This is a genomic window from Variovorax sp. SG517, assembly GCF_013376045.1.
Lineage (GTDB): Bacteria > Pseudomonadota > Gammaproteobacteria > Burkholderiales > Burkholderiaceae_C > Variovorax.
The window spans coordinates 511,421-531,930 of the sequence record NZ_JABMJG010000005.1 but is presented as its reverse complement, the minus strand read 5'-3'; the positions used below and the strand labels follow the sequence as shown (position 1 = coordinate 531,930).

The window sequence follows — 20,510 nt, the reverse complement described above, 5'->3', positions numbered from 1 at the left end:
GGAGCGACCGGCTGAAGAGCGAGCGGCAGCCTCAGCCCGGCTCGTAGCCCAGCAGCTTCATCGCGGCCGTGAGGCTCCTGCGGCTGCGCTCCATGCCGGTCCAGGGCTTGTTGCCGATCTCGAAGCGTTCCGCCGCATTGGCGACGGTCCATTGCGCCGGACCGGCGAGCGAGGGCAGCTCGTCCCAGTCGAGCGGTACCGACACGCCCAGCCCCGGACGCGAGCGCGCCGACCATGCGCTCACGGTGGTCGCGCCGAAGCCGTTGCGCAAGTAGTCGACGAAAACCTTGCCCACGCGGTTGCGCGGCCCGCTCTTGGCGACGAAGCGCGCCGGAATGGTCTGCGCGAGGTGCGCCACCACGGCCTGCGAGAAGCCCTTGACGGTGTCCCAGTCGTACTGCCGGCGCACCGGCACCACCACGTGCAGCCCCTTGCCGCCGCTGGTCTTCAGGAAGGCGGGCAGGCCCAGCTCGTCGAGCAGCGTGCGCACCAGCATCGCGGCCTCCTGGATCTGCGGCCACTGCACGCCCTCGCCCGGGTCGAGGTCGAAGGTCATGCGGTCGGGCCTGCCGATGTCGCTGGAGGTGGCGTTCCAGGTGTGCAGCTCGATGACGTTCATCTGCGCCGCGCCGAGCAGGCCCTCCTTCCTGTCGATCTGCAGCAGCGGCTCGTGGCCGGGGTCGAGCGCGGGATCGAGCTGGTTCACGCCGGGAATCTCGCGCGCCTGCAGGTGCTTCTGGAAGAACAGCTCGCCGCCCACGCCGTCGGGCGCGCGCACCAGCGACACCGGCCGGCCGCGCAGGTGCGGCAGCATGAGCTTCGACACGCTGTCGTAGTAGGCGGCGAGCTCGCCCTTGGTGAGGCCGCTGTGCTTGTCGATCACGCGGTCGGCGTGGGTGATCTTCTGTGCCATGGACTTGCTTCTTCCCCCTGCGTTGCGGGTGCCGCTGCCGGCGCTTTCGCTCTTCACGGGAACCTTGGCCGCCTGCGCCTCGATGGCGCGCACGCGCTGCGGCTGCTCCCGCCGGATCTCTCGTGCCGGCTTGTCGCTGCGCAGGCCCTGGAAGACGGCCTGGCGCACGCGATGCTCGCGCGTCCATTCGCCGAAGGAAACCTCGGCCACCAGCGAGGGCTTGACCCACTGTGCCTTCACGCCGCGCGGCGCGGGCTCGAAGGGGCAGTCGTCGGTGGCCAGCCGGTCGAGCTTGGCCTTGATGTCGGCGAGGCGGCTCGCGTCGAAGCCCGTGCCCACGTTGCCGCAGTAGCGCAGCCGCCCGCCGTCTTCGTCGTACACCCCGAGCAGCAGGGCGCCGAAGCCGGCGCGCGTGCCCTTGGGCGCGGTGTAGCCGCCGATCACGAACTCCTGGCGCTGCTGGTTCTTGAGCTTGATCCAGTCGGGCGAGCGGCGCGATACGTAGGGCGAGCCCTTGCGCTTGGCCACGATGCCCTCGAAGCCGATGCGCGCGGAGGACGCGAGCAGGTCGCGCGGCGAGGCCTCGAAGGCTTCGCTCAGGCGCAACTGCGGCGAAGGCGGGCGGCCGGCCAGCACCGCGGCGAGCCTCTCGCGGCGCTCCTCGACGGGCAGGTCGCGCAGGTCCTCGCCGTCGAGAAAGGGCGCGTCGAAGAGCCAGTAGACGATGGACGAGGTGGCGCCGCGGTCGAAGGCGTTCTGCAGCGCCTGGAAGTCGGGTGCGCCGTTGGGGCCGTCGACCGTGATCTCGCCGTCGAGCCAGGCCGAGCGGATGCCCAGCCCGGAGAGAGCCTCGACGAGCGCGGGCAGCTTCGCGCTCCAGTCGTGCCCGTTGCGGGTGAAGCAGTGGACCTTGCCCTTCTCGTCAATGCGCGCCAGCAGGCGGTAGCCGTCGAACTTGAGCTCGTAGAGCCAGTCGGCCGGCGATGAAGGCGGCGAGGACGCGAGGGTGGCGAGCTGGGGTTCGAGGGCGGCGGGCAGCGCGGCTTTCTTCTCTTTCTTCTTCCCGAGTGCCTCCTTCTTCGACGGCGTGCTGCTCTTTGTCTTCGCCTTCTTCCTCGGCGCCTGCGCCACCTCGTCGACGCCCAGGCCGGTGATCACGCTCGCGGGCTCTTCTTCCACCACGTCGTAGTCGTCGAGCGCGCGGGCCTCGCCGTCGCGCTCCTTGATGAGCAGCCAGGGCTCGTGCGATTCGCCGCCCTTGCCGTGCATGCGCACCAGCGTCCAGTGCCCGTGCAGCTTCTCGCCGCGCAGCTCGAACTTGAGCTTGCCGGCCGCGAGCGCCTTGCGCGCATCGCCTTCGGGCAGCCAGTCGCCGCGGTCCCAGACGATGACGGTGCCGGCGCCGTACTGCTTCGGCGGAATGGTGCCTTCGAAATCAGCGTAGGAGATGGGGTGGTCTTCGACGTGCACCGCCATGCGCTTCACGCCGGGGTCCAGGCACGGTCCCTTGGGAACGGCCCAGCTTTTCAACGTGCCGTCGAGCTCCAGCCTGAAGTCGTAGTGCAGATGGCTCGCGTGGTGCTTCTGGATGACGAAGCCCAGCGTGCCCTCGCCCGGCCGGCCGCCGGCCCTGGGTTCCGGCGTGCGGGAGAAGTCGCGCTTGCCGTGATAGCGCGCGAGCGCCTTGCGGGCGGTGGATGAAGACGATGACGATGCGGTGCGTGCCATGGTGTCCGGTCCAGCGCGGGCTCAGGCGGCGCGGCGGTGACGGACCGCGGTGCCGGCACTCTTCTTCGCGGCGGCACCGCGCTTCTTCGCGGCGGGCCGCCTGGGCTGCCTGGGCTGCCTGGGCTGAGGCTCTTCCTCGGCATCCTCGTCGGCGTCGGCATCTTCGTCCTTCGGCCTGCCACCGCCGCTGCCCTTGCGCAGGCTGCGCTTGAGCAGCTCGGTCAGGTCGATGACCTTGGCGCCGCGGCCTTCGGCGGCCTCTTCGCCCTCCTCGGGTTCGGGCTGGGTCACGGTCTCGGTCTGGCCGGCCTTCACCTTCCTGTCGACCAGGCGCAGGATCTCGTCCTTGAACTCGTCGCGGAATTCGTCGGGGTCCCAGTCGGCGCTCATGTCCTCGACCAGTTCCTTCGCCATCTCGAGCTCGCGCGGGCGCAGGCCGGCCTTCTTCACGTCTTCGGAAGGCAGCGGCAGGTCGGTCCAGGGGCGGATGTCGGCGCCCCAGCGCAGCAGGTTCAGCACGAGGCCGGGGCCCACGGGCACCAGCGCCGCCAGGTGCTGCTTGGTCTGGATCACGACGCGGGCCACGCCCACGCGTCCGCTTCGCTGCAGGGTCTCGCGCAGCAGCGCATACACCTTGGCGCCGCGGTTGATGGGCGCCACGTAATAGGGGCGCTCCAGGTACACGAAGGGAATGCCGTTGGCCGGCACGAAGCTCTCGATCTCGATGGTCTGGGTGGTCTTGGGGTAGGCGGCGGCGATCTCCTTGTCGCTGAGCACGACGTACTCGCCGCTCTCGTACTCGACGCCCTTCACGATCTGCTCGCGCGCGATCTCCTTGCCGGTCTTCTTGTTGATGCGCTTGTAGCCGACAGGGTCCATCGTCCTCTTGTCGAGCCAGTCGAAGTCGATGCCGTGGTCGGTGGTGGCCGAGTAGAGCGCCACCGGGATGTGGACGAGGCCGAAGCTGATCGCGCCCTTCCACAGGACGCGCGGCGCGGGTGCTTTCTTGGTGACGGGCATGTGCACACTCCTTCACCCTCGAATTTGCGCCGTGCCGCGCCGCGCGATGTAGGAACGCGGCCCCAGGCGCCGTCAGGCCGCGCCGGTGGCGTCGGTTGGGCCGGCCACCGGCCCCAGCTGGCGCTCGCTCGGGCGCGCGAAGTAGAACCACTCGGCGCCCGGCAGCGCCATCGCGTTGGGGAACACGATGAAGCCGTCGTCGGGCGCGCTCAGCAGCGTGCCGTCGTGGCGCATGCCGATGGGCTCGCCGCGCTGCACCTCGTCGAAGGTGGCCCAGTCGCGCACGAAGCTGTCTTCCTCGTGCAGGCGGTCGGTCACGCTGGCCAGGCGCAGCAGCTTGGGCGGCTGCGCGGGGCCGCCGGAGAGCCCCTCGGGCAGCTCGGCCATGCCCAGCAGCGCCAGCGTGCGGCGGATGGCGCGCCACGCCACCTCGGGCGCCTGCGGGTCGAGGTGCTGGCCGCATTCGAGGGTGACGCCGTAGCCGCCGCGGCTGCGGATGAATTCGTTGGTGCCGCGGCCGAAGTCGAGCTCGGCCTCGCTCGCCGGCGCGCCGCCCGAGCGCTGCGCGATGCCGGCGGCGTAGATGTCGAGCCAGCCCTCCACCACGATGGGCGTGCCGATGTGCAGCGCGAGTTGGCCTTCCTCGTACGAGCGGGCGAAGGGCTCCAGCGTGCCGGTGTTGTCGCGCGGACCGATCATCGCGAAGGCCTCGCCCTCGCTCTGGAAGGAGTGCAGGTCCAGCAGCACCTCGTGGCGCTCGATGATCGGGGCCAGCACGTTGGTCACGCGGGCTTCGTAGTCGGCAGGGGACTCGGTCGGGCGGAACAGGCGGTTGAGGTTGCGCTCGCCCTCGCGCTGCAGGCGCCTGCGCGCCAGCGGATTGGCCACCGGCACCATGGTCAGCTCGCCGCGCAAAAGCCGCAGCGAGCCGGCCTCGAACTCGCCCAGCACGCGCTCGATGCCCAGGGTGCCGGAGATCTCGTCGCCATGCACGCCACCCATCACGAGCAGCCGGGGACCGGGGTTGAGCGAGGCGAACGAATGGATGCGCAGGCTGTCGGTGGCCGCGCCGGCGAAAGGATCGGAAGACATCCGGGGATTATTGCGGAGCCCTTTCCCTGCGCGCAAAGGCGCTATTCGTTTCATAGCACCGGCGGCCGGGAAGCCGCGCCGAGGAGCCGCCTACAGGGGCTGCATTGCCTGTCCTACCGGGCCGGCGGCGCTGGCGGGGCAGGCTCGATCGTCGTCAAAGGAGTGCATGCATGAACAGCAAGAGCAAGGCCGTCAAGGCACAGCCCGCCGATCCGCTGAAGAAGGATGCCGGCGGCGGCAACACCAAGGTGGAACAAGGCGGGGAATCGTCGCCGCGCCTGCCGCACGAGCGCGACCAGTCGTCCGACAGCCAGCAAACGCAGGAGGGCCATCCGCCCGACGTGGGTCGCAAGGCCCATGACGACGTGGAGCGCGGCCTGGTCGACACCGACCGCGGCCCGCCGAGCGACCGCGTCTACAACGAGAAGCTCAGGCGCTGACGACGCCGGCGAGCTGCTTGCGCATCTCGGAGATCACGGCGCCGTAGTCCTTGGCGTTGAAGATCGCGCTGCCGGCCACGAAGGTGTCGGCGCCGGCCGAGGCCACGCGCGCGATGTTGTCGGCCTTGATGCCGCCGTCCACTTCCAGGCGGATGTCGCGCCCGCTCTGCTCGATGCGCTTGCGCGCCTGCTCGATCTTGCGCAGGGCCGAGTCGATGAAGCTCTGGCCGCCGAAACCGGGGTTGACGCTCATGATCAGGATGAGATCGATGTCGTCGATGGCCCAGTCCAGCGCCTCCAGGCCCAGCCCGGGGTTGAACACCAACCCGGCCTTGCAGCCGGCCGCCTTGATCGCCTGGATGCTGCGGTGCGTGTGGGGCGAGGCGTCGGGGTGGAAGCTGATGTAGTCGGCGCCCGCTTGCGCGAAAGAGGCCGCCAGTGCGTCGACCGGCTGGATCATGAGGTGCACGTCGATCGGCACCGGCGTGCCGTCCGCCGTCTTGGCGTAGGGCTTGAGCGCCTGGCAGATCATCGGGCCGAAGGTCAGGTTCGGTACGTAGTGGTTGTCCATCACGTCGAAATGGATCCAGTCGGCGCCGGCGGCGATCACGTCGGTCAGTTCTTTGCCGAGGTGCGCGAAGTCGGCGGACAGGATGGAGGGCGCGATGCGGAACGGGGTGCTCATGGCCCCGATTCTCGCAGCCGGCGCAAGCCCGACAAAAGGCCTCCGTTAGCCTCCGTTACCATCCGCCCCATGTCACACAGCCCTTTCAGCGTACAAGTCGAGCCGCGCTACCTGGCCGATCAGTCCTCGGCCAAGGACAACATCTACACCTTCTCGTACACGGTCACCATCACGAACACGGGGCCGGTGTCGGCCCAGCTGATTGCGCGCCACTGGCTGATCAACGACGCCTCGGGGCATTCGCAGGAGGTCAAGGGCCTGGGCGTGATCGGCCAGCAGCCGCTGCTGGCGCCCGGCGAGACCTTCCGCTACACCAGCGGCTGCCGCCTGCAGGCGCCCAGCGGCACGATGCACGGCAGCTACTTCGTGGTGACGGAGGAAGGCGACCGCTTCGACGTGCCCATTCCGATGTTCGTGCTGGAGGCCGACATCGGCGGAGCCCCCGTCTCCCGGGTCCTGCACTGATTCCCCGATGCGCTGATGCCCTGGGCACGGCGCGCCCCTTCCCCTTTTCTCCCCGCCCCCCGACATGGCTGCCGCATCGCGCGACTTGCAGGGGCTGCTTGCCGGCCTCGACCCCGCGGCCGATGTGGCGCAGCGCCACATCTGGCTCATCAACATCTTCGACTGGGTGCGCGGCGACCGCGCCTCGCCGCAGGCGGCCATCGGCCGCGTGCAGCTGCTGCTGGACGCCATCGAGGCACGGCCCGAGCTGCGCGAGCGGCTGCGCGCCTGGTGGCGCGCCTTCACGCAGACGGTCGACCTGACGACGTTGCTGGCCGACTACGGCTTCGCCCCGCGCACCGCCTTCGCGAGCGAGCTGAGCGAGCGGCTGCGCCGCAAGATCCTGCCCGGCACGCCCGAAACCACCGATGCATCGGACCTGTTCCGCATGGTGCTGCCCGGCGTGTTCGACGCGGGCTGGATCGCGCTGCTCGACGAGGCGCAGCTCGGGCGCATCGGCGCGCTGCTGGCCGACGCGGCGCTCGACGAAGACGGCGCCCCGCGCTGGCGCCACACGGTGATGGACGCCGTCACCTACTGCGCGAGCCAGGTGGTGGCCGCGGGCTTCTCGCCCGAGCTGCGCCTGCGCATGAGCACCGACGCGGTCGGCGAGACGCGCCCCTTCCATTCGCTGATGGCCGACCTGGACGAGCTGCGCGAGCAGATGTTCGACCGCCCCGGCGAGCCGCGCGACGAAGAAGCCCTGCAGGCCGCCTTCGTGGCCTTCCGCGACCGGCTGGACGCCTGCCGCGCCGGTGCCGCCTCGGTCTACACGCACCTGGAGGACAACGGCATCTCGGTGGGCCTGGTGTTCCGGCTGCGCCAGCTGCGCGAGCGGGTGCTGCGCATCCGCGAGCTGCTCGACTGCCTGATGGCGCCCAATCCCGGGCCCAGCGTGGCGCGGCTGGTGGGCCGGCTGGTGCTGGCCGGCGGCGAGCGCAACAGCATCCGGGCGCTGATCGCCTCCAACTCGTCGATGCTGGCCGCCAAGGTGACCGAGCGCAGCGCCGAGACCGGCGAGCACTACATCACCCGCGACCGCGCCAGCTACCTGCAGATGGTGAAGAAGGCGGCCGGCGGCGGCGCCTTCACTGCCCTCACGGTGCTGCTGAAGTTCGGCATCTACGCGCTGGGGCTGTCGGCCTTCTGGAGCGGACTGAGCGCAGGGCTGATGTACGCGGCCAGCTTCGTCGCGATCCAGCTGCTGCACCTGACGCTGGCTACCAAGCAGCCCGCAATGACGGCGCCGGCCATGGCGGCGCGGCTGCGCGACATCAAGTCGGATGCGGGGGTGGACGATTTCGTCGACGAAGTCGCCAACCTGGTGCGCTCGCAGGTGGCGGCGGTGCTGGGCAACGTGCTGGTGGTGGTTCCGACAGTGGCGGCCATCGCGCTGCTGGCGCAGCTTGCGCTGGAGCGGCCGCTGCTGGACGCCGCCCACGCGGCGGCCACGCTGAAATCGCTGTCGCTGCCCGGTCCGACCGCGCTTTTCGCGGCAATCACCGGCATCCTGCTGTTTTCGGCCAGCATCATCGCCGGATGGACAGAAAACGCCTTTGTCCTGCACCGGCTGGACTCTGCAATGCGTTACAACCCCCGCATCGGCGCTTTTCTTGGCGCCGCACGGGCCCGCCGCTGGGCCGATTTCATGCGCACCAACATTTCAGGCTTCGCCTCCAACATCTCGCTGGGACTCATGCTCGGGCTGCTGCCCGCGTTCGCGGGTTTCTTCGGGCTCGGGCTGGACGTGCGGCACGTGACACTGTCGGCCGGACAGATCGCCGCCGCGGCGGCATCCATCGGCCTGTCGGTGTTGCAGCAGCCTGCGCTGTGGTGGGCGGTGGCGGCGATCCCGGTCATTGGCGCGCTCAATGTGAGCGTGAGTTTCTACTTCGCTTTCCGCCTGGCGCTGCGCGCGCACAGCGTGAGCCTCGGTGACCGCGCGCGCATCCGCAGCGCGATCTGGGCCCGCTGGCGCAGCCGTCCGGTGAGCTTTTTCCTTCCTGGATGAATTTGACGAGCTTCTTCAACGATCTGCTGGGTTTCTGGTCCGAGTGGGTGCGCCCCTCGGCCGGCCTGCCCACCGTACTTTGGTCGCTGCTGCTGGCGGCCGCGGCGGCCTCCGGCCATCTCGTGCAACGCTACCTCGGGCTACCCAAGGTGATCGGCTACTCGCTGGTGGGCGCCGTGGTCGGCTTCGCCGGCTTCGAGGGCGCGATCTGGCCGCTGCGCGGCATCAGCCTCTTTTTGCTCGAGCTCGGCGCGGCCGTGGTGCTGTTCGAGGCGGGCGGGCGGCTGCCGCTGCGCTGGTTCCGCCACAACCCGATGGTGCTGGTGCAGAGCCTGCTCGAGGCCACGCTGACCTACTTCGGCGTGTACTGGGTGCTCACGCTGCTGGGCCTGCCCGAGCCGGTGGCCAACCCGATCGCGCTGATGGCCATCGTCGCGTCGCCGGCGGTGCTCAGCCGCGTGATCATCGACACCCGCGCCGCCGGCCCCGTGACCGAGCGCGCGATGACGCTGGCCACGCTCAACACCTTCTACGCGCTGGCGCTGGGCTACGCGCAGGCGGGGCTGATCGAGCGCGCGCCGCAGACCATGCTGCAGAAGCTCTATCCGGTGGCTGTGGTGCTGGGCCTGTCCTTCGTGGTGGGCGCGATCATGGCGCTGGCGCTGCGCTCCGCCCTGCGGGTGATGAGCCCGTCGAGCGAGAACACGTCCATCCTGCTGCTGGCGATCATCGCGGCGGGTGCGGCGCTCACCGCGCACGTGGGCGGCTCCGCCCCGCTGGCGGCGCTGATCGGCGGCGTGCTGCTCAAGACGCTCAACCCCAAGCCCTGGGCCTGGCAGCGCCAGCTGGGCACGGCCTCCTCGCTGCTGACCATGCTGATGTTCGTGCTGGTGTCCATCGTGGCGGCGCAGGCCGACTGGACGCTGCCGGTGGCCAGCGTGGTGCTGGCCGTCATCGGCATCCGCCTGCTGACCAAGATTGCCGGCGTGGCGGTCGCCAACCCCGGCAGCGGCGCGAGCTGGAAGCAGGCCTTCTGGGTCGGCTGCGCGATGTCGCCGCTGTCGTCGATCGCGCTGCTCATCGCCTCCAACTTCGCCACCGCCTCGCCGCTGCTGGGCACGATGATCACCCAGGTGGCGCTGCCGTCGATCCTGCTGATGGAGGTGGTGGGCGCGGTGCTCGCCACCCTGGCCATCCACGCGGTGGGAGAGAGTTCGGTGCCCTGGGCGCCACGGGCCTTCAGCATCACCGAGGACACGCAGCGATGAGCACCACCGCAGCCACCCCCATCGACCCGGACAGCGACGACGTGCGCTCGGCGCCGCTGCCAGCGGACCCCGAGAGCCGCGCGGTCAAGCTCGAGCCCTTCAACAAGTCGGAGGCGCTGTCGCTCGGCGTGGAGCTCGAGCTGCAGCTCGTGAACACGCACGACTACGACCTGGCCCCCTACGCCGAGGACATGCTGCGCCTCATGGCCCAGACCCCGCTGCCCGGCAGCGTGGTGCCCGAGATGACCTCGAGCATGATCGAGATCTCGACCGGCATCTGCCACTCGGCACAGGACGTCATCACGCAGCTCTCGCCGATCCGCGAGGCGCTTATCCGCAATGCCGACAAGCTCAACATCGCGGTGGTGGGCGGCGGCACGCATGCCTTCCAGCAGTGGCACGAGCGGCGCATCTACGACAAGCCGCGCTTTCGCGAGCTGTCGGAGCTGTACGGCTACCTGAGCAAGCAGTTCACCATCTTCGGCCAGCACGTGCATATCGGCTGTCCCGATGCCGACGCGGCGCTTCTGATGCTGCACCGCATGTCGCGCTACATCCCGCACTTCATCGCGCTGTCGGCGTCCTCGCCCTTCGTGCAGGGGCAGGACACGCAGTTCGACTCGGCACGGCTGAACTCGGTGTTCGCCTTCCCGCTGTCGGGCCGCGCGCCCTTCACCACCAGCTGGAAGGAGTTCGAGGCCTACTTCGAGCGCATGACCCGCACCGGCGTCGTGCGCAGCATGAAAGACTTCTACTGGGACATCCGCCCCAAGCCCGAGTTCGGCACCATCGAGATCCGCGTGTTCGACACGCCGCTCACGGTGGAGCGCGCCGCCGCGCTCGCGGGCTACGTGCAGTCGCTGGCCGCATGGTTCCTGCAGGAGCAGCCCTTCGAGCCGACGGAAGACGACTACCTCGTCTACACCTACAACCGCTTCCAGGCCTGCCGCTTCGGCCTCGACGCGGTGTACGTCGACCCGGCCACCGGTCAGCACATGCCGCTGCGCGACCACATCCTGATGACCATGACCCAGCTCGAATGGCACAGCGAGGCGCTCAACGCCACCAAGGCGCTGGGCGAGCTGCGCACCAGCGTGGAATCGAACCGCAACGACGCGCGCTGGCTGCGCGAGAAACAGGGCAAGGAACGGCTGCTGGCGGAGGTGGTGCGACAGGCGGCGCTGAGGTTCCGCGGGCAGGGCTGAGCCGCGCCGCAGCGCTTATGCTCTCACCCCCATGGGTGAATTCGACCTGATCGCACGCTACTTCAAGCGCCCCGCCACGCGCTCGCCGCTGGGCGTGGGCGACGACTGCGCATTGCTCGCGCCGGCTGCGGGCATGCAGCTGGCCGTGTCCTCCGACATGCTGGTCGAGGGGCGGCACTTCCTTTCCACCGTCGATCCGGCCCGGCTGGGCCACAAGGCGCTGGCGGTGAACCTCAGCGACCTCGCCGCCTGCGGCGCGAAGCCGCTGGCCTTCACGCTCGCGCTGGCGCTGCCCGGCGTGGACGAGCCCTGGCTCGAGGGCTTCTCGCGCGGGCTGTTCGCGCTTGCCGACACGCACGGCTGCGAACTGGTGGGCGGCGACACCACGCGCGGCCCGCTCAACATCTGCATCACCGTGTTCGGCGAAGTGCCGGCCGGCGCGGCGCTGCTGCGCTCGGGCGCGCGCGCGGGCGACGACATCTGGGTGAGCGGCACGCCGGGCGAGGCTCGGCTGGCGCTCGAGGTTTTCCGGGGCACGATCGCCCTGCCGGCGGACGCCTTCGACACGGCGCGCAGGCGCATGGAACAGCCCACGCCGCGCGTGGCGCTCGGGCAGGCTTTGCGCGGCATCGCCACTTCGGCGGTGGACGTGAGCGACGGGCTGATCGGCGACCTGGGCCACATCCTCGCGTCGAGCGGCGTGGGCGCCACGCTCGACGCCGACGCGGCCACCGCGCTGATCTCGGTCGACACCGGCAACCTGGGCGAGGAACTGCGCCGCACCTGTGCGCTCTCGGGCGGCGACGACTACGAGCTGGTATTCACCGCGCCCGCCTCGGCGCGCAACGCGGTCGGGCAGGCAGGCATGGACAGTTCAACGCGCGTCACGCGCATCGGCCGCATCGAGGCCGATGCCGGCCTGCGCATCGTCGACGCGGCCGGCGCGCCGGTGTCGCAGCGCTTCGGCTCGTTCGATCATTTCGTCTAGTTTTCCTGCAATCCCTCTCTTTCGGAAAACACCGAGGAACCAGCTTTGCCGGGCCTCAGGTGTTGCCCCCGGAAGGGGGTTGGCGAAGCGACACGAAGTGCGCGCAGCCTGGGGGAGAGCCTATCCTCCGCGCACCACCGCCTGCATCTTCTGCTGAGCGGCATTGATGGCGGCCGACTGGCCGTTCAACTGCTGCAGCATCTTGTTGAGCTCGGCCTGCACGGTGGGGTCGGTCACGGCGACGCTGCTGCCGCTGATCTGGATCTTGGACTTGTTCTTCTCGATGAAGTCGCCGATGGCCAGCGCGCTGTCGAACACCTTGTCGAGCGCGGGGAACACTTCCTTGAAGGTGGCGGAGGGCACCGTCACCGTCTTCTCGAAGGCCTTGTCGTAGACCTGCTTGAGGTCGTCGGGCTGCTTGAGCTGCGCGTGTGCGGCGTCGGCCTTGGCGGACTGCTGGTCGAGCGCGGTGCGAAGGCCGCCGAGGCCGTCCTTCGCGGCCTTGAGGTCGTCGCGGCGCGCGGGCAGGTCGGCGATGGAGCGCAGCGCGCCTTTGGCCATGATCTGCGTCATGGGCTGGCTCACGGACTTGTTCATGCCTTCGTTGAAGTCGGTGATCACCGCGTAGTGCTGCGCGTAGTCGCCGAACGATGCCTTCTCTTCGGCCGTGGGCACCGGCACGCGCAGGCCGGGCTTGTCGAGCACGCGGGTCTGCAGGAAGGAGATGAAGGCCTTGCGCTGCTCGGCCTCCTTGTTGCCGCAGGCTACCAGCGCGAGGCTGAAGGCGACGAGGAGCGACATGGCCCCGAGACGTTGAATGAAAGTTCTCATGGGTCGAGCCCCCTGTGTTGTTGTTCCTCAAAAATTATAGGGAGCGCTTCAGCGCCTCGACGAAGGCGCGCGCCGCGGCCGAGAGCGAATGGCCGCGCTTGGTGACGATGGAGATGTCGCGCGCCACGCGCGGCGAGCTCAGCACCTTGATGACAAGCGAAGGGTCGGCCTCCGCGCGCGCGAAGGCCGAGGGCATGATCGACGCGCCCATGCCGGCCGCCGTCATCCAGATGGCGGTGGAGAGGAACGACACCTCGTTCACCACGTCGAGCGCCACGCCCGCCTCGGCGGCGGTGCCGTCGATGAGCGGGCGCACGCCGTAGCCGGGGCGCACGGTGATGAGGGGGTAGCCGCCCAGGTCGCTCCAGCGCACCACGCGGGCCTTGGCCAGCGGATGGTCTTCGCGGCAGACCACGGCGAGGTGGTCGCGCATGAGGCGCTGCACCTCGACCTCGGCGCCGGGCCGCTCGGGCGTGCCGATGCCGAAGTCCACGTGCTCGCCGATGATGCGCGAGATGAACTGGTCGGGTGCGCAGTCGTTCACCAGCACGCGCACGCCGGGGTGCTGCTCGTTGAAGGCGCGCATGGCATCGGGCAGCAGCAGGGCCGCGAGCGTGGGCGTGATGGCGAGCGTGACGCGGCCGCGTTCGAGCGCGGCCAGTTCGCGGAAGTCGTTCGACAGCGAATCCACGTCGCGCAGGATGCGCTCGACCGTGGCCATCATCTGCTCGGCCGCCGCCGTGGCCTTGAGCGAGCGCGTGGTGCGGTCGAACAGGCGCGTGTCCAGCCCCTCCTCGAGCTGGCGGATCAGCATGCTCACCGCCGACTGCGTGACGAACAGCCGCTGCGCCGCCGCGCTGAGCTTCTTCAGCTGGTAGACGGCGAGGAACGCGCGCAGCTGGCGGATCGTAGGACTGAAGTTCGCATTCATCAGCAAAGATGATATTTCATTAGAAATTTCTTGATTTACGAATAAATCCCGCCATCGTTCAATCATTCAAAAGACGCATCACATTCAAGGAGTCCTGATGGCAGCTGCACCTCTTGCCCACGGGAAGAGCGCGCTTCGCCGGCAATTGCTGTTCGCTGCAGCCGGCGCCGCACTGACCGGCGGCAGGACCTTCGCGCAAACGGTTTCGTTGCCGCCTCAGCCTGCTGGCGACTTCCCCAACAGGCCCATCCGCCTCGTCGTGACCTTCCCGCCCGGGGGCAGCGCCGACGCGGTGATGCGCCTGCTGGTGCCGCGCTTCAACGAGAAGCTGGGCCAGCCTGTGGTGATCGACAACAAGCCCGGAGCGGGCGGCAATGTCGGGCTCTCGCTGGTGGCCAAGGCGCCGGCCGACGGCTACACGCTGGGCCTGGGTGCCGCCGGCGCGCTGACCGCCAACGTGAGCCTCTATGCGCAGATGCCCTTCGATCCGGTGAAGGACTTCAAGCCCGTGGGCATGGTCGCGGCCACGCCCTTCGTGATCGTGGGGCATCCGTCCATCGCGGCGCGCACGCAGCGCGAGCTGATCGCGCTGGCGAAGGCGAGCCCCGGCACGCTGTCGATCGGCCATGGCGGCAACGGCACGGCCATGCACCTGTCGGCCGCGCTCTTCGCGCAGATGGCCGACGTGAAGCTGGTGGAAGTGCCCTATCGCGGCTCGGGCCCGGCGGCGCTCGATGCCATCGCGGGGCAGATTCCGCTCGCGCTGGTCGATCTGCCCGCATCGCTGCAGCAGATCAGGGCCGGCAAGCTCGTCGCCTTCGCGGTGACGAGCGCGCAGCGCGTGCCGATGCTGCCCGAGGTGCCCACGGTGACCGAGGCCGGGCTCGCGGGCTACGACTCCACCGGCTGGTTCGGCGTGGTGGCGCCCGCCGGCACGCCCGCGCCCGTCGTCGCGCGGCTCAACGCCGAGATCAACGCGGCGCTCGGCGACGAGCAGATCAAGGCCACGATGCGCAACCTCGGCGCGGAGCCCGCACCGACCTCGCCCGAGGCCTTCGAGGCGTACATCCAGTCGGAAACGAAGAAATGGGCGAAGGTGATCCAGGCCGCCCGCATCCGGCTCGACTGACGACAGGCATCCGCCAGAACATGACCGACCACAACGACACCTCAGCACTGCAGGCCGACGTGATGATCGTCGGGGCCGGCCCCGTCGGCCTCACGCTGGCCATGGACCTCGCCTCGCGCGGCGTCTCGGTCGTGATCTGCGAGACGCGCCGCTTCGCCGAGCCGCCGAACGTGAAGTGCAATCACGTGGCCTCGCGCACCATGGAGCAGTTCCGCCGCCTCGGCGTGGCGCAGAAGCTGCGCGACGCGGGGCTGCCGGCCGACTACCCGAACGACGTGGTGTTCCGCACCACCGTCACCGGCACCGAGCTCACGCGCATCCCCATCCCGTGCCGGCGCGACCGCTACACCGAGACCGAGGGCCCCGACGCGTGGTGGCCCACGCCCGAGCCGCCGCACCGCATCAACCAGATCTACCTGGAGCCCATCCTGCTGAAGCACACGGCCGCGCTGCAGGGCGTGCAGCTGCTCAACCGCACGCAGTTCGCGGGCTTCACGCAGGACGACACCGGCGTGACCGCGATCGCCACCGACATGGACAGCGGCGTCACCCGCAGCATCCGCTGCCGCTACATGGTGGGCTGCGACGGCGGCTCGTCGGCGGTGCGCAAGCAGATCGGCGCGAAGCTCGAGGGCACGGCAGTGATCCAGCGCGTGCAGTCGACGCTCATCCGCGCGCCGGGGCTGCGCGCGCTCATCCCGGGCAAGCCGGCGTGGTCGTACTACGCGATGAACCCGCGCCGCTGTGGCACGATGTTCGCCATCGACGGGCACGAGACCTGGCTGGTGCACAACCACCTGAACGCCGAGGAGCCAGAGTTCGATTCGGTGGACCGCGACCAGTCGCTGCGCAGCATCCTCGGCGTGGGCCCCGGCTTCGAGTACGAAGTCATCAGCAAGGAAGACTGGATCGGCCGACGCCTGGTGGCCAACCGCTTCCGCGAGGGCCGCGTGTTCCTCGCGGGCGACGCGGCGCACCTGTGGGTGCCCTATGCGGGCTACGGCATGAACGCGGGCATTGCCGACGCACTCAACCTTTCGTGGCTGCTGGGCGCGGTCGTGCAGGGCTGGGGCGACGAGGCCATGCTCGACGCCTACGAGGCCGAGCGCCTGCCGATCACCGAGCAGGTGTCGAACTTCGCGATGAACCATGCGCAGAAGATGATCCGCGCGCGGCGCGCCGTGCCGCACAACATCGAGGAGCCCGGCCCCGCCGGCGACGCGCTGCGCGCCGAAGTCGGCCACGAGGCCTACGAGCTCAACGTGCAGCAGTTCTGCTGCGGCGGCCTGAACTTCGGCTACTTCTACAGCGGCTCGCCGATCATCGTTGCCGACGGCGAGCACATGGCGCCGCCCTACTCCATGGGCGAGTTCACGCCCTCCACCGTGCCCGGCTGCCGAGCGCCGCATTTCTGGCTGGCCGACGGCCGCTCGCTCTACGACGCCTTCGGCCCCGGCTACACCATGCTGCGCTTCGACCGCAGCGTGGACGTGCGTCCGCTCGAACGCGCCGCGGCCGCCTACGGCATGCCGCTCACGGTGCTCGACATCGAGACGGAAGACGTGCCCAAGGCCTACACGCACCGGCTCGTGCTGTGCCGCGCCGACCAGCACGTGGCCTGGCGCGGCGCGCACCTGCCGGCCGAGGTCTACGACCTGGTGGGCACGCTGCGCGGCGAAGGCCAGCGCGTCCGGGCGCGGCGCAAGGCGCTGGCGTGGGAAGGCGTGGTGGCCTGAGCCACTGTTTTCACCAGCCGCGCCGCGCGACGACGCGATAGGCGAGCCACGCCGCCGCGGCCGGCGCGAAGGCGAAGCCCGCGAACAACCACACGGCCGCAGACTTCGCCCCCTCCACACCGCCCGGCACGCTGAGCCCCGCAGCGTTCGCCACCAGCCCCGCCACCGCCGCGCCCACGGCCATGCCGTAGAGCTGCACGGTGGTGATCGAGGCTGAGGCCAGGCCCTGCTCGCCCTTCGGCGCCAGCGCCATCACGCGCGTGATCAGGTGCGGCCAGCCGATGCCCACGCCGAGCCCCACGGCAGCGAGCGCGATGGCGATCAGGACGGTCTCGAAACCCTCGCCGATGAAGCCCGGCGACGGCAGCAGGAACGCGAGCGCCGCGAGTCCCAGCGTGCAGGCCACGGGCCCCATGCGCAGCATGCGGTCGGCCTTCGCGCCGCTGCGGCCCGAGGACAGCAGCGAACCCGCGCTCCAGCCGCCAGCCATTGCCGCCGTGAGATAGCCCGCCGTCAGCGGCGAGTGGCCGTGCAGCAGCTGCAGGAAGTACGGCACGAAGATCTCGGTGGTGCTGCCGATGAGCAGCAGCGCCACGCTCGCGTAGATGGCACCCAGCGGCGCGCTCACCGCATAGGCGCCGCGCGGCAGCACGCGCACCGTGGCGCGCCCGTCGATGCGGGTGGCCGCGAATCCGATGGCCAGACCCAGCGCGACGCCCGCGGCCTGCCAGAGCAGGTCGGACACGAGACCGCTGGCCGCGATCACGAGCACCGAGGCCGCGAGCAGGCCGATCTGCAATGCCGGCACGCGCGGCGGCGTGGCGGCCCGCTCGTGCTTCACGCCCATCGAAGGGCGCAGCTGCACGAGCACCAGCAGCGCCTGCGCCGCCGCCACCGGCAGCAGGAACCAGAAGGCCCAGCGCCAGTGCCCGGCCTGCGCGAAGAGCCCGCCCACGGCCGGCCCGCACAGCGTGGCCACGCCCCACATGCCCGACACCAGCGCCACCGCGCGCGGCCACAGCCGCTGCTCGAACACCAGCTGGATCAGCCCGTAGCTCAGCGCCGCGAGCAGCCCGCCGCCCAGCCCCTGCACCGTGCGGCCCGCCAGCATCCACGGCATGGCCGGCGCGAGCGCGCAGCCGACCGAGCCCGCGCTGAACACCGCCAGCGCCGCCAGGCAGGCGCCGCGCGGGCCGAGCACCGCGAGCAGCCGCACCGACAGCGTGGCCCCGAGGATCGAGCCGATCACGAAGAGCGTGGTGCTCCAGGCGTACCAGTCGAGCCCGCCGATCTCGCGCACCACCGAAGGCAGCACTGTCGTCACGATGTGCACGTTGATCGCATGCAGCGCGACGCCGCCCGTGAGCGCCAGCGCGCGCCAGCCGTTGCGGCCGCTGAAGAGCTCGCCCCAGGCGGCGGTGGAAGAAGGGGGTTGCAGGGCGGCGGACGAGGCTGGAGAGGAAGGCATGGCAGGCATCGCGCGGGCGCGAGGTTGGGATCGGACAAGTTCGAAAGGAGCCCGGATACTAGGCGCCGCACGCGAATTAAACAAGCTATTGCTTTGATAAATAAAGCCAAGCCGAACCGGCGCCGCCGCAGATGCGCGACACTCGTGCCCCGATGCAAGCCGTTTCCCCCACTTCTTCTTCGTCCTCGTCCACAACGACCTCCGGCGCCATGCCCCAACCCTCGATGCGCCGTGCCACCCTGAGCTTCCTGCTGTCCCACCCCGCGCATTTCATCGCGCTGGGTTTCGGCTCCGGCCTCTCGCGCCTCGCGCCCGGCACGGTGGGCACGCTGTGGGCCTGGGTCGCGTTCTCGGTGATGCAGCTGTGGTTCACGCCGGCCACCATCGGCTGGATCATCGCGGCCTCGCTGCCCATCGGCTGGTGGGCCTGCACCGTGACCGCGCGCGACATGAACGTGGCCGACCCCAGCCCCGTGGTGTGGGACGAGGTGATCGCCTTCTGGATCGTGCTGTGGCTCGTGACGCCGGCCGGCCTGCTCGCGCAGACGGTCGCCTTCGCGCTCTTCCGCTTCTTCGATGCCGCCAAGCCCGGCCCCGTGGCCTGGGCCGATTCGCTCTTCAAGCAGCGCGACTCGACGCAGGTGGGCTGGTGGCGCGCGGGCTTCGGCATCATCCTCGACGACCTGGTGGCGGCCTTCTGCACGCTGCTGGTCATTGCGCTGTGGCGCGCATGGTGAGCCCGATGGACTCCTCCCTCTCCCCCACGATCGCGCTCGCGGACCAGGACACGGCCGGACTGGTCGTGGCCCTGGCCGGCCTGCTGCAGAAAAAGGGCTGGATGCTGGCAACGGCCGAGAGCTGCACCGGCGGACTGATCGGCGCGGCCTGCACCGACCTTGCCGGTTCGAGCGCCTGGTACGAGCGCGGCTTCATCACCTATTCGAACGAGGCCAAGACCGCGCTGCTGGGCGTGGACGCGGGCGTGATCGCCGCCAACGGCGCCGTCAGCGAACCGGTGGCGCGCGCCATGGCGACGGGCGCGATCGCGCATTCGCCGCCCTCGCGCGTGGCGCTGGCGGTGACCGGCGTGGCCGGCCCCACGGGCGGCACGCCCGACAAGCCCGTGGGCACCGTGTGGTTCGGCTGGTCGGTCGATGGCGACGTGCGCACCGAGCGCCGCCGCTTCGACGGCGACCGCGCCACCGTGCGCGCGGCCACGGTGCACCACGCGCTGCAGACGCTGGTGGAACTGCTGCTCGCGCGCTGAGCACGCAGGCGGCCAGTGCGGCGCGGTGCCGCTTCAGGCCATCATGAAACCCGGGAGCGCACGGCGCGGCGCCGCGGGCACTGGCGCCATCGGATAGCCGAGGCGGCAGATCATCTGCACCGTCGGGCCCTGCGCGCCGCCCTGGAACGCGGAGCCCAGCAGCATGTCGTGCGCGGCCGCGCGGTGCGGCGCCATTTCCGCGAATTCCTCGAGCGGCTGGCTCATCGGGTGCATGCCCAGGCCCAGGTCGGTGGCGCGCAGCTGCTGGCGCATGTAGGCGCGGCCGGCCGCGATCTGCTCGGTGCGGCTGTTGCCGCGCGTGCTGAGCCAGACGAAGCCCATCGCCGTGTTGGCCTGGTCCTCGAACAGCTGCAGCGTGCGGCGGAACGAGAGGCTGTCCTCTGACGCGGGCGCGCGGCGGTCGAACTGTCCTAGCGCGACGGCGATGCGCAGCGCCGGGTCGTTGATCGAGAAGCCGTCGCGGTGCGCGAGGATTTCCTGCGGGCCGACGCGCAGCAGCTGCAGGTTCTCCATCGCCGTGCCGGGCGTGGTGAGCTCCACCCGCGCGGCCGCCGCGCAGAGCTTGCGCAGGGGCTGCACGCGCGCCATGTCCACCGTGCCGGCCGAGTTCACCATGCCGCCCGCGGACGCGATGGAGGTCAGGCCCTGCAGGATGTCGGCCGATACCGGCCGCGTGAGGTCGAAACGCTGCTTGGGCGTGCGCCGCCGCAGCACCTGCGCGAACAGCGGATCGGGCACGCCGCCGCCCGCCAGCCGCAGCCGCGCCACCGGCACGTGCGGCCAGAGCCTCGGCTCGCCGGAGAGCTCGCCCTGCGGCCACAGCTGCACGCTGGCCTGCAGCCCCTGCTGCGCGAGCGCCATCACCAGCAGCTCGATGAAGGCGCCGTGGCCGATGATGATCTGGCGGCCGTACGGATCGGTCTCGGGCTGCACGCGCTCGCGGTCGCAATACAGCACGATGGCGTCGGGCTCGCGCAGGTCGACCAGCCAGGGCTGGCGGTTGTAGGCGGTGGGGGCCGTCACGGCGTACGCGACGGCGCGCTTGCGCGCATCGGGCTCGTCGCCCGGGCCGTTCCATATCTCCAGCGCGGCCGCGGGCATGTCGGAGTTCAGCCACCAGGTTGCCAGCGCGGCCGCACCCGCCGCCACCACAACGCCGCCTCCCAGCAGCCGGATAAAGTTTCTTCGCTCATCCATCGGGCGGATTATCGAAAGCGGGGCAGCGATTAACAATCGCTTAAGCTTTCATAACTGCTATGCGGAACTGAATACC

18 protein-coding genes are annotated in these 20,510 nt (G+C 70.1%); 10 read left to right on the top strand and 8 right to left on the bottom strand.

Annotation, left to right across the window (positions count from 1 at the left end; all coding sequences use genetic code 11):
- Nucleotides 1–31: 31 nt before the first annotated feature.
- From ligD to FHT32_RS18310, 3 genes are all read right to left on the bottom strand, one after another.
- Nucleotides 32–2,641 (bottom strand): DNA ligase D, encoded by a 2,610-nt coding sequence (gene ligD / locus FHT32_RS18320; protein WP_176666023.1) that lies wholly within the window; start codon nt 2,639–2,641, stop codon nt 32–34.
- 21 nt (nt 2,642–2,662) lie between these two features.
- Nucleotides 2,663–3,661, bottom strand: coding sequence for a Ku protein (locus tag FHT32_RS18315; RefSeq protein ID WP_176666022.1), 999 nt, complete (start codon nt 3,659–3,661; stop codon nt 2,663–2,665).
- Between the two features lie 72 nt (nt 3,662–3,733).
- Nucleotides 3,734–4,753, bottom strand: coding sequence for a succinylglutamate desuccinylase/aspartoacylase family protein (locus tag FHT32_RS18310; protein ID WP_176666021.1), 1,020 nt, complete (start codon nt 4,751–4,753; stop codon nt 3,734–3,736).
- A 170-nt stretch (nt 4,754–4,923) separates the two neighbouring features.
- On the opposite strand from FHT32_RS18310, the gene FHT32_RS18305 reads away from it, so the two are divergent.
- A complete protein-coding gene (locus FHT32_RS18305; RefSeq protein WP_176666020.1) occupies nt 4,924–5,193 on the top strand; it encodes a hypothetical protein in 270 nt (89 codons plus the stop codon).
- Here FHT32_RS18305 and rpe read toward each other — a convergent pair.
- Nucleotides 5,183–5,878, bottom strand: a complete 696-nt coding sequence (rpe, locus tag FHT32_RS18300) for a ribulose-phosphate 3-epimerase (RefSeq protein ID WP_176666019.1) — start codon at nt 5,876–5,878, stop codon at nt 5,183–5,185. The genes FHT32_RS18305 and rpe overlap by 11 nt on opposite strands.
- Nucleotides 5,879–5,947: 69 nt before the next feature.
- On the opposite strand from rpe, the gene apaG reads away from it, so the two are divergent.
- From apaG to thiL, 5 genes are all read left to right on the top strand, one after another.
- Nucleotides 5,948–6,343 carry a Co2+/Mg2+ efflux protein ApaG gene (gene apaG, locus FHT32_RS18295; protein WP_176666018.1) on the top strand — a complete coding sequence of 132 codons (396 nt, stop codon included), beginning with the start codon at nt 5,948–5,950 and terminating at the stop codon, nt 6,341–6,343.
- A gap of 64 nt (nt 6,344–6,407) precedes the next feature.
- Entirely contained in the window at nt 6,408–8,393 is a 1,986-nt protein-coding gene (locus FHT32_RS18290) for a site-specific recombinase (protein WP_176666017.1), read from the top strand.
- Nucleotides 8,390–9,661, top strand: coding sequence for a cation:proton antiporter (locus FHT32_RS18285; RefSeq protein ID WP_176666016.1), 1,272 nt, complete (start codon nt 8,390–8,392; stop codon nt 9,659–9,661). Before FHT32_RS18290 ends, FHT32_RS18285 begins: the two co-directional genes overlap by 4 nt.
- Nucleotides 9,658–10,866, top strand: a complete 1,209-nt coding sequence (locus FHT32_RS18280; RefSeq protein ID WP_176666015.1) for a YbdK family carboxylate-amine ligase — start codon at nt 9,658–9,660, stop codon at nt 10,864–10,866. Before FHT32_RS18285 ends, FHT32_RS18280 begins: the two co-directional genes overlap by 4 nt.
- Nucleotides 10,867–10,897: 31 nt before the next feature.
- Entirely contained in the window at nt 10,898–11,854 is a 957-nt protein-coding gene (gene thiL, locus FHT32_RS18275; RefSeq protein ID WP_176666014.1) for a thiamine-phosphate kinase, read from the top strand.
- A gap of 120 nt (nt 11,855–11,974) precedes the next feature.
- Here thiL and FHT32_RS18270 read toward each other — a convergent pair whose 3' ends face one another.
- Together FHT32_RS18270 and FHT32_RS18265 are read right to left on the bottom strand one after the other, a co-directional pair.
- Complete coding sequence (locus FHT32_RS18270; protein ID WP_176666013.1) at nt 11,975–12,685, bottom strand: DUF3053 domain-containing protein; 711 nt, start codon at nt 12,683–12,685, stop codon at nt 11,975–11,977.
- A 34-nt stretch (nt 12,686–12,719) separates the two neighbouring features.
- Nucleotides 12,720–13,616 (bottom strand): LysR family transcriptional regulator, encoded by an 897-nt coding sequence (locus FHT32_RS18265; RefSeq protein WP_176666012.1) that lies wholly within the window; start codon nt 13,614–13,616, stop codon nt 12,720–12,722.
- Between the two features lie 97 nt (nt 13,617–13,713).
- Here FHT32_RS18265 and FHT32_RS18260 point away from each other — a divergent pair, with 97 nt between their 5' ends.
- Both FHT32_RS18260 and FHT32_RS18255 read left to right on the top strand, forming a co-directional pair.
- Nucleotides 13,714–14,745, top strand: coding sequence for a tripartite tricarboxylate transporter substrate binding protein (locus FHT32_RS18260; protein ID WP_176666011.1), 1,032 nt, complete (start codon nt 13,714–13,716; stop codon nt 14,743–14,745).
- 20 nt (nt 14,746–14,765) lie between these two features.
- On the top strand, nt 14,766–16,481 hold the full coding sequence (locus FHT32_RS18255) for an FAD-dependent oxidoreductase (RefSeq protein WP_176666010.1): 1,716 nt from the start codon (nt 14,766–14,768) through the stop codon (nt 16,479–16,481).
- Between the two features lie 10 nt (nt 16,482–16,491).
- Here the strand turns inward: FHT32_RS18255 and FHT32_RS18250 are convergent, their stop codons facing one another.
- Complete coding sequence (locus FHT32_RS18250; protein ID WP_371132191.1) at nt 16,492–17,949, bottom strand: MFS transporter; 1,458 nt, start codon at nt 17,947–17,949, stop codon at nt 16,492–16,494.
- Nucleotides 17,950–18,158: 209 nt separating this feature from the next.
- Here FHT32_RS18250 and FHT32_RS18245 point away from each other — a divergent pair, with 209 nt between their 5' ends.
- Together FHT32_RS18245 and FHT32_RS18240 are read left to right on the top strand one after the other, a co-directional pair.
- Nucleotides 18,159–18,686 (top strand): phosphatidylglycerophosphatase A, encoded by a 528-nt coding sequence (locus FHT32_RS18245; protein WP_176666008.1) that lies wholly within the window; start codon nt 18,159–18,161, stop codon nt 18,684–18,686.
- Between the two features lie 5 nt (nt 18,687–18,691).
- Nucleotides 18,692–19,216 (top strand): CinA family protein, encoded by a 525-nt coding sequence (locus tag FHT32_RS18240; protein ID WP_256099040.1) that lies wholly within the window; start codon nt 18,692–18,694, stop codon nt 19,214–19,216.
- Between the two features lie 33 nt (nt 19,217–19,249).
- Here the strand turns inward: FHT32_RS18240 and FHT32_RS18235 are convergent, their stop codons facing one another.
- Nucleotides 19,250–20,434: a twin-arginine translocation pathway signal protein gene (locus FHT32_RS18235; protein ID WP_176666006.1), complete on the bottom strand. Its 1,185-nt coding sequence runs from the start codon at nt 20,432–20,434 to the stop codon at nt 19,250–19,252.
- Nucleotides 20,435–20,510: the final 76 nt, after the last annotated feature.

What these genes read in the sequence shown, in the direction of transcription:
- FHT32_RS18250 (WP_371132191.1), bottom strand. Translation starts at nt 17,949, where the DNA reads ATGCCTTCCTCTCCAGCCTCGTCCGCCGCCCTGCAACCCCCTTCTTCC.
- FHT32_RS18315 (WP_176666022.1), bottom strand. Translation starts at nt 3,661, where the DNA reads ATGCCCGTCACCAAGAAAGCACCCGCGCCGCGCGTCCTGTGGAAGGGC.
- FHT32_RS18310 (WP_176666021.1), bottom strand. Translation starts at nt 4,753, where the DNA reads ATGTCTTCCGATCCTTTCGCCGGCGCGGCCACCGACAGCCTGCGCATC.
- FHT32_RS18240 (WP_256099040.1), top strand. Translation starts at nt 18,692, where the DNA reads ATGGACTCCTCCCTCTCCCCCACGATCGCGCTCGCGGACCAGGACACG.
- FHT32_RS18285 (WP_176666016.1), top strand. Translation starts at nt 8,390, where the DNA reads ATGAATTTGACGAGCTTCTTCAACGATCTGCTGGGTTTCTGGTCCGAG.
- FHT32_RS18245 (WP_176666008.1), top strand. Translation starts at nt 18,159, where the DNA reads ATGCCCCAACCCTCGATGCGCCGTGCCACCCTGAGCTTCCTGCTGTCC.
- ligD (WP_176666023.1), bottom strand. Translation starts at nt 2,641, where the DNA reads ATGGCACGCACCGCATCGTCATCGTCTTCATCCACCGCCCGCAAGGCG.
- FHT32_RS18305 (WP_176666020.1), top strand. Translation starts at nt 4,924, where the DNA reads ATGAACAGCAAGAGCAAGGCCGTCAAGGCACAGCCCGCCGATCCGCTG.
- rpe (WP_176666019.1), bottom strand. Translation starts at nt 5,878, where the DNA reads ATGAGCACCCCGTTCCGCATCGCGCCCTCCATCCTGTCCGCCGACTTC.
- FHT32_RS18280 (WP_176666015.1), top strand. Translation starts at nt 9,658, where the DNA reads ATGAGCACCACCGCAGCCACCCCCATCGACCCGGACAGCGACGACGTG.
- FHT32_RS18255 (WP_176666010.1), top strand. Translation starts at nt 14,766, where the DNA reads ATGACCGACCACAACGACACCTCAGCACTGCAGGCCGACGTGATGATC.
- thiL (WP_176666014.1), top strand. Translation starts at nt 10,898, where the DNA reads ATGGGTGAATTCGACCTGATCGCACGCTACTTCAAGCGCCCCGCCACG.
- FHT32_RS18265 (WP_176666012.1), bottom strand. Translation starts at nt 13,616, where the DNA reads ATGAATGCGAACTTCAGTCCTACGATCCGCCAGCTGCGCGCGTTCCTC.
- FHT32_RS18260 (WP_176666011.1), top strand. Translation starts at nt 13,714, where the DNA reads ATGGCAGCTGCACCTCTTGCCCACGGGAAGAGCGCGCTTCGCCGGCAA.
- FHT32_RS18235 (WP_176666006.1), bottom strand. Translation starts at nt 20,434, where the DNA reads ATGGATGAGCGAAGAAACTTTATCCGGCTGCTGGGAGGCGGCGTTGTG.
- FHT32_RS18270 (WP_176666013.1), bottom strand. Translation starts at nt 12,685, where the DNA reads ATGAGAACTTTCATTCAACGTCTCGGGGCCATGTCGCTCCTCGTCGCC.
- apaG (WP_176666018.1), top strand. Translation starts at nt 5,948, where the DNA reads ATGTCACACAGCCCTTTCAGCGTACAAGTCGAGCCGCGCTACCTGGCC.
- FHT32_RS18290 (WP_176666017.1), top strand. Translation starts at nt 6,408, where the DNA reads ATGGCTGCCGCATCGCGCGACTTGCAGGGGCTGCTTGCCGGCCTCGAC.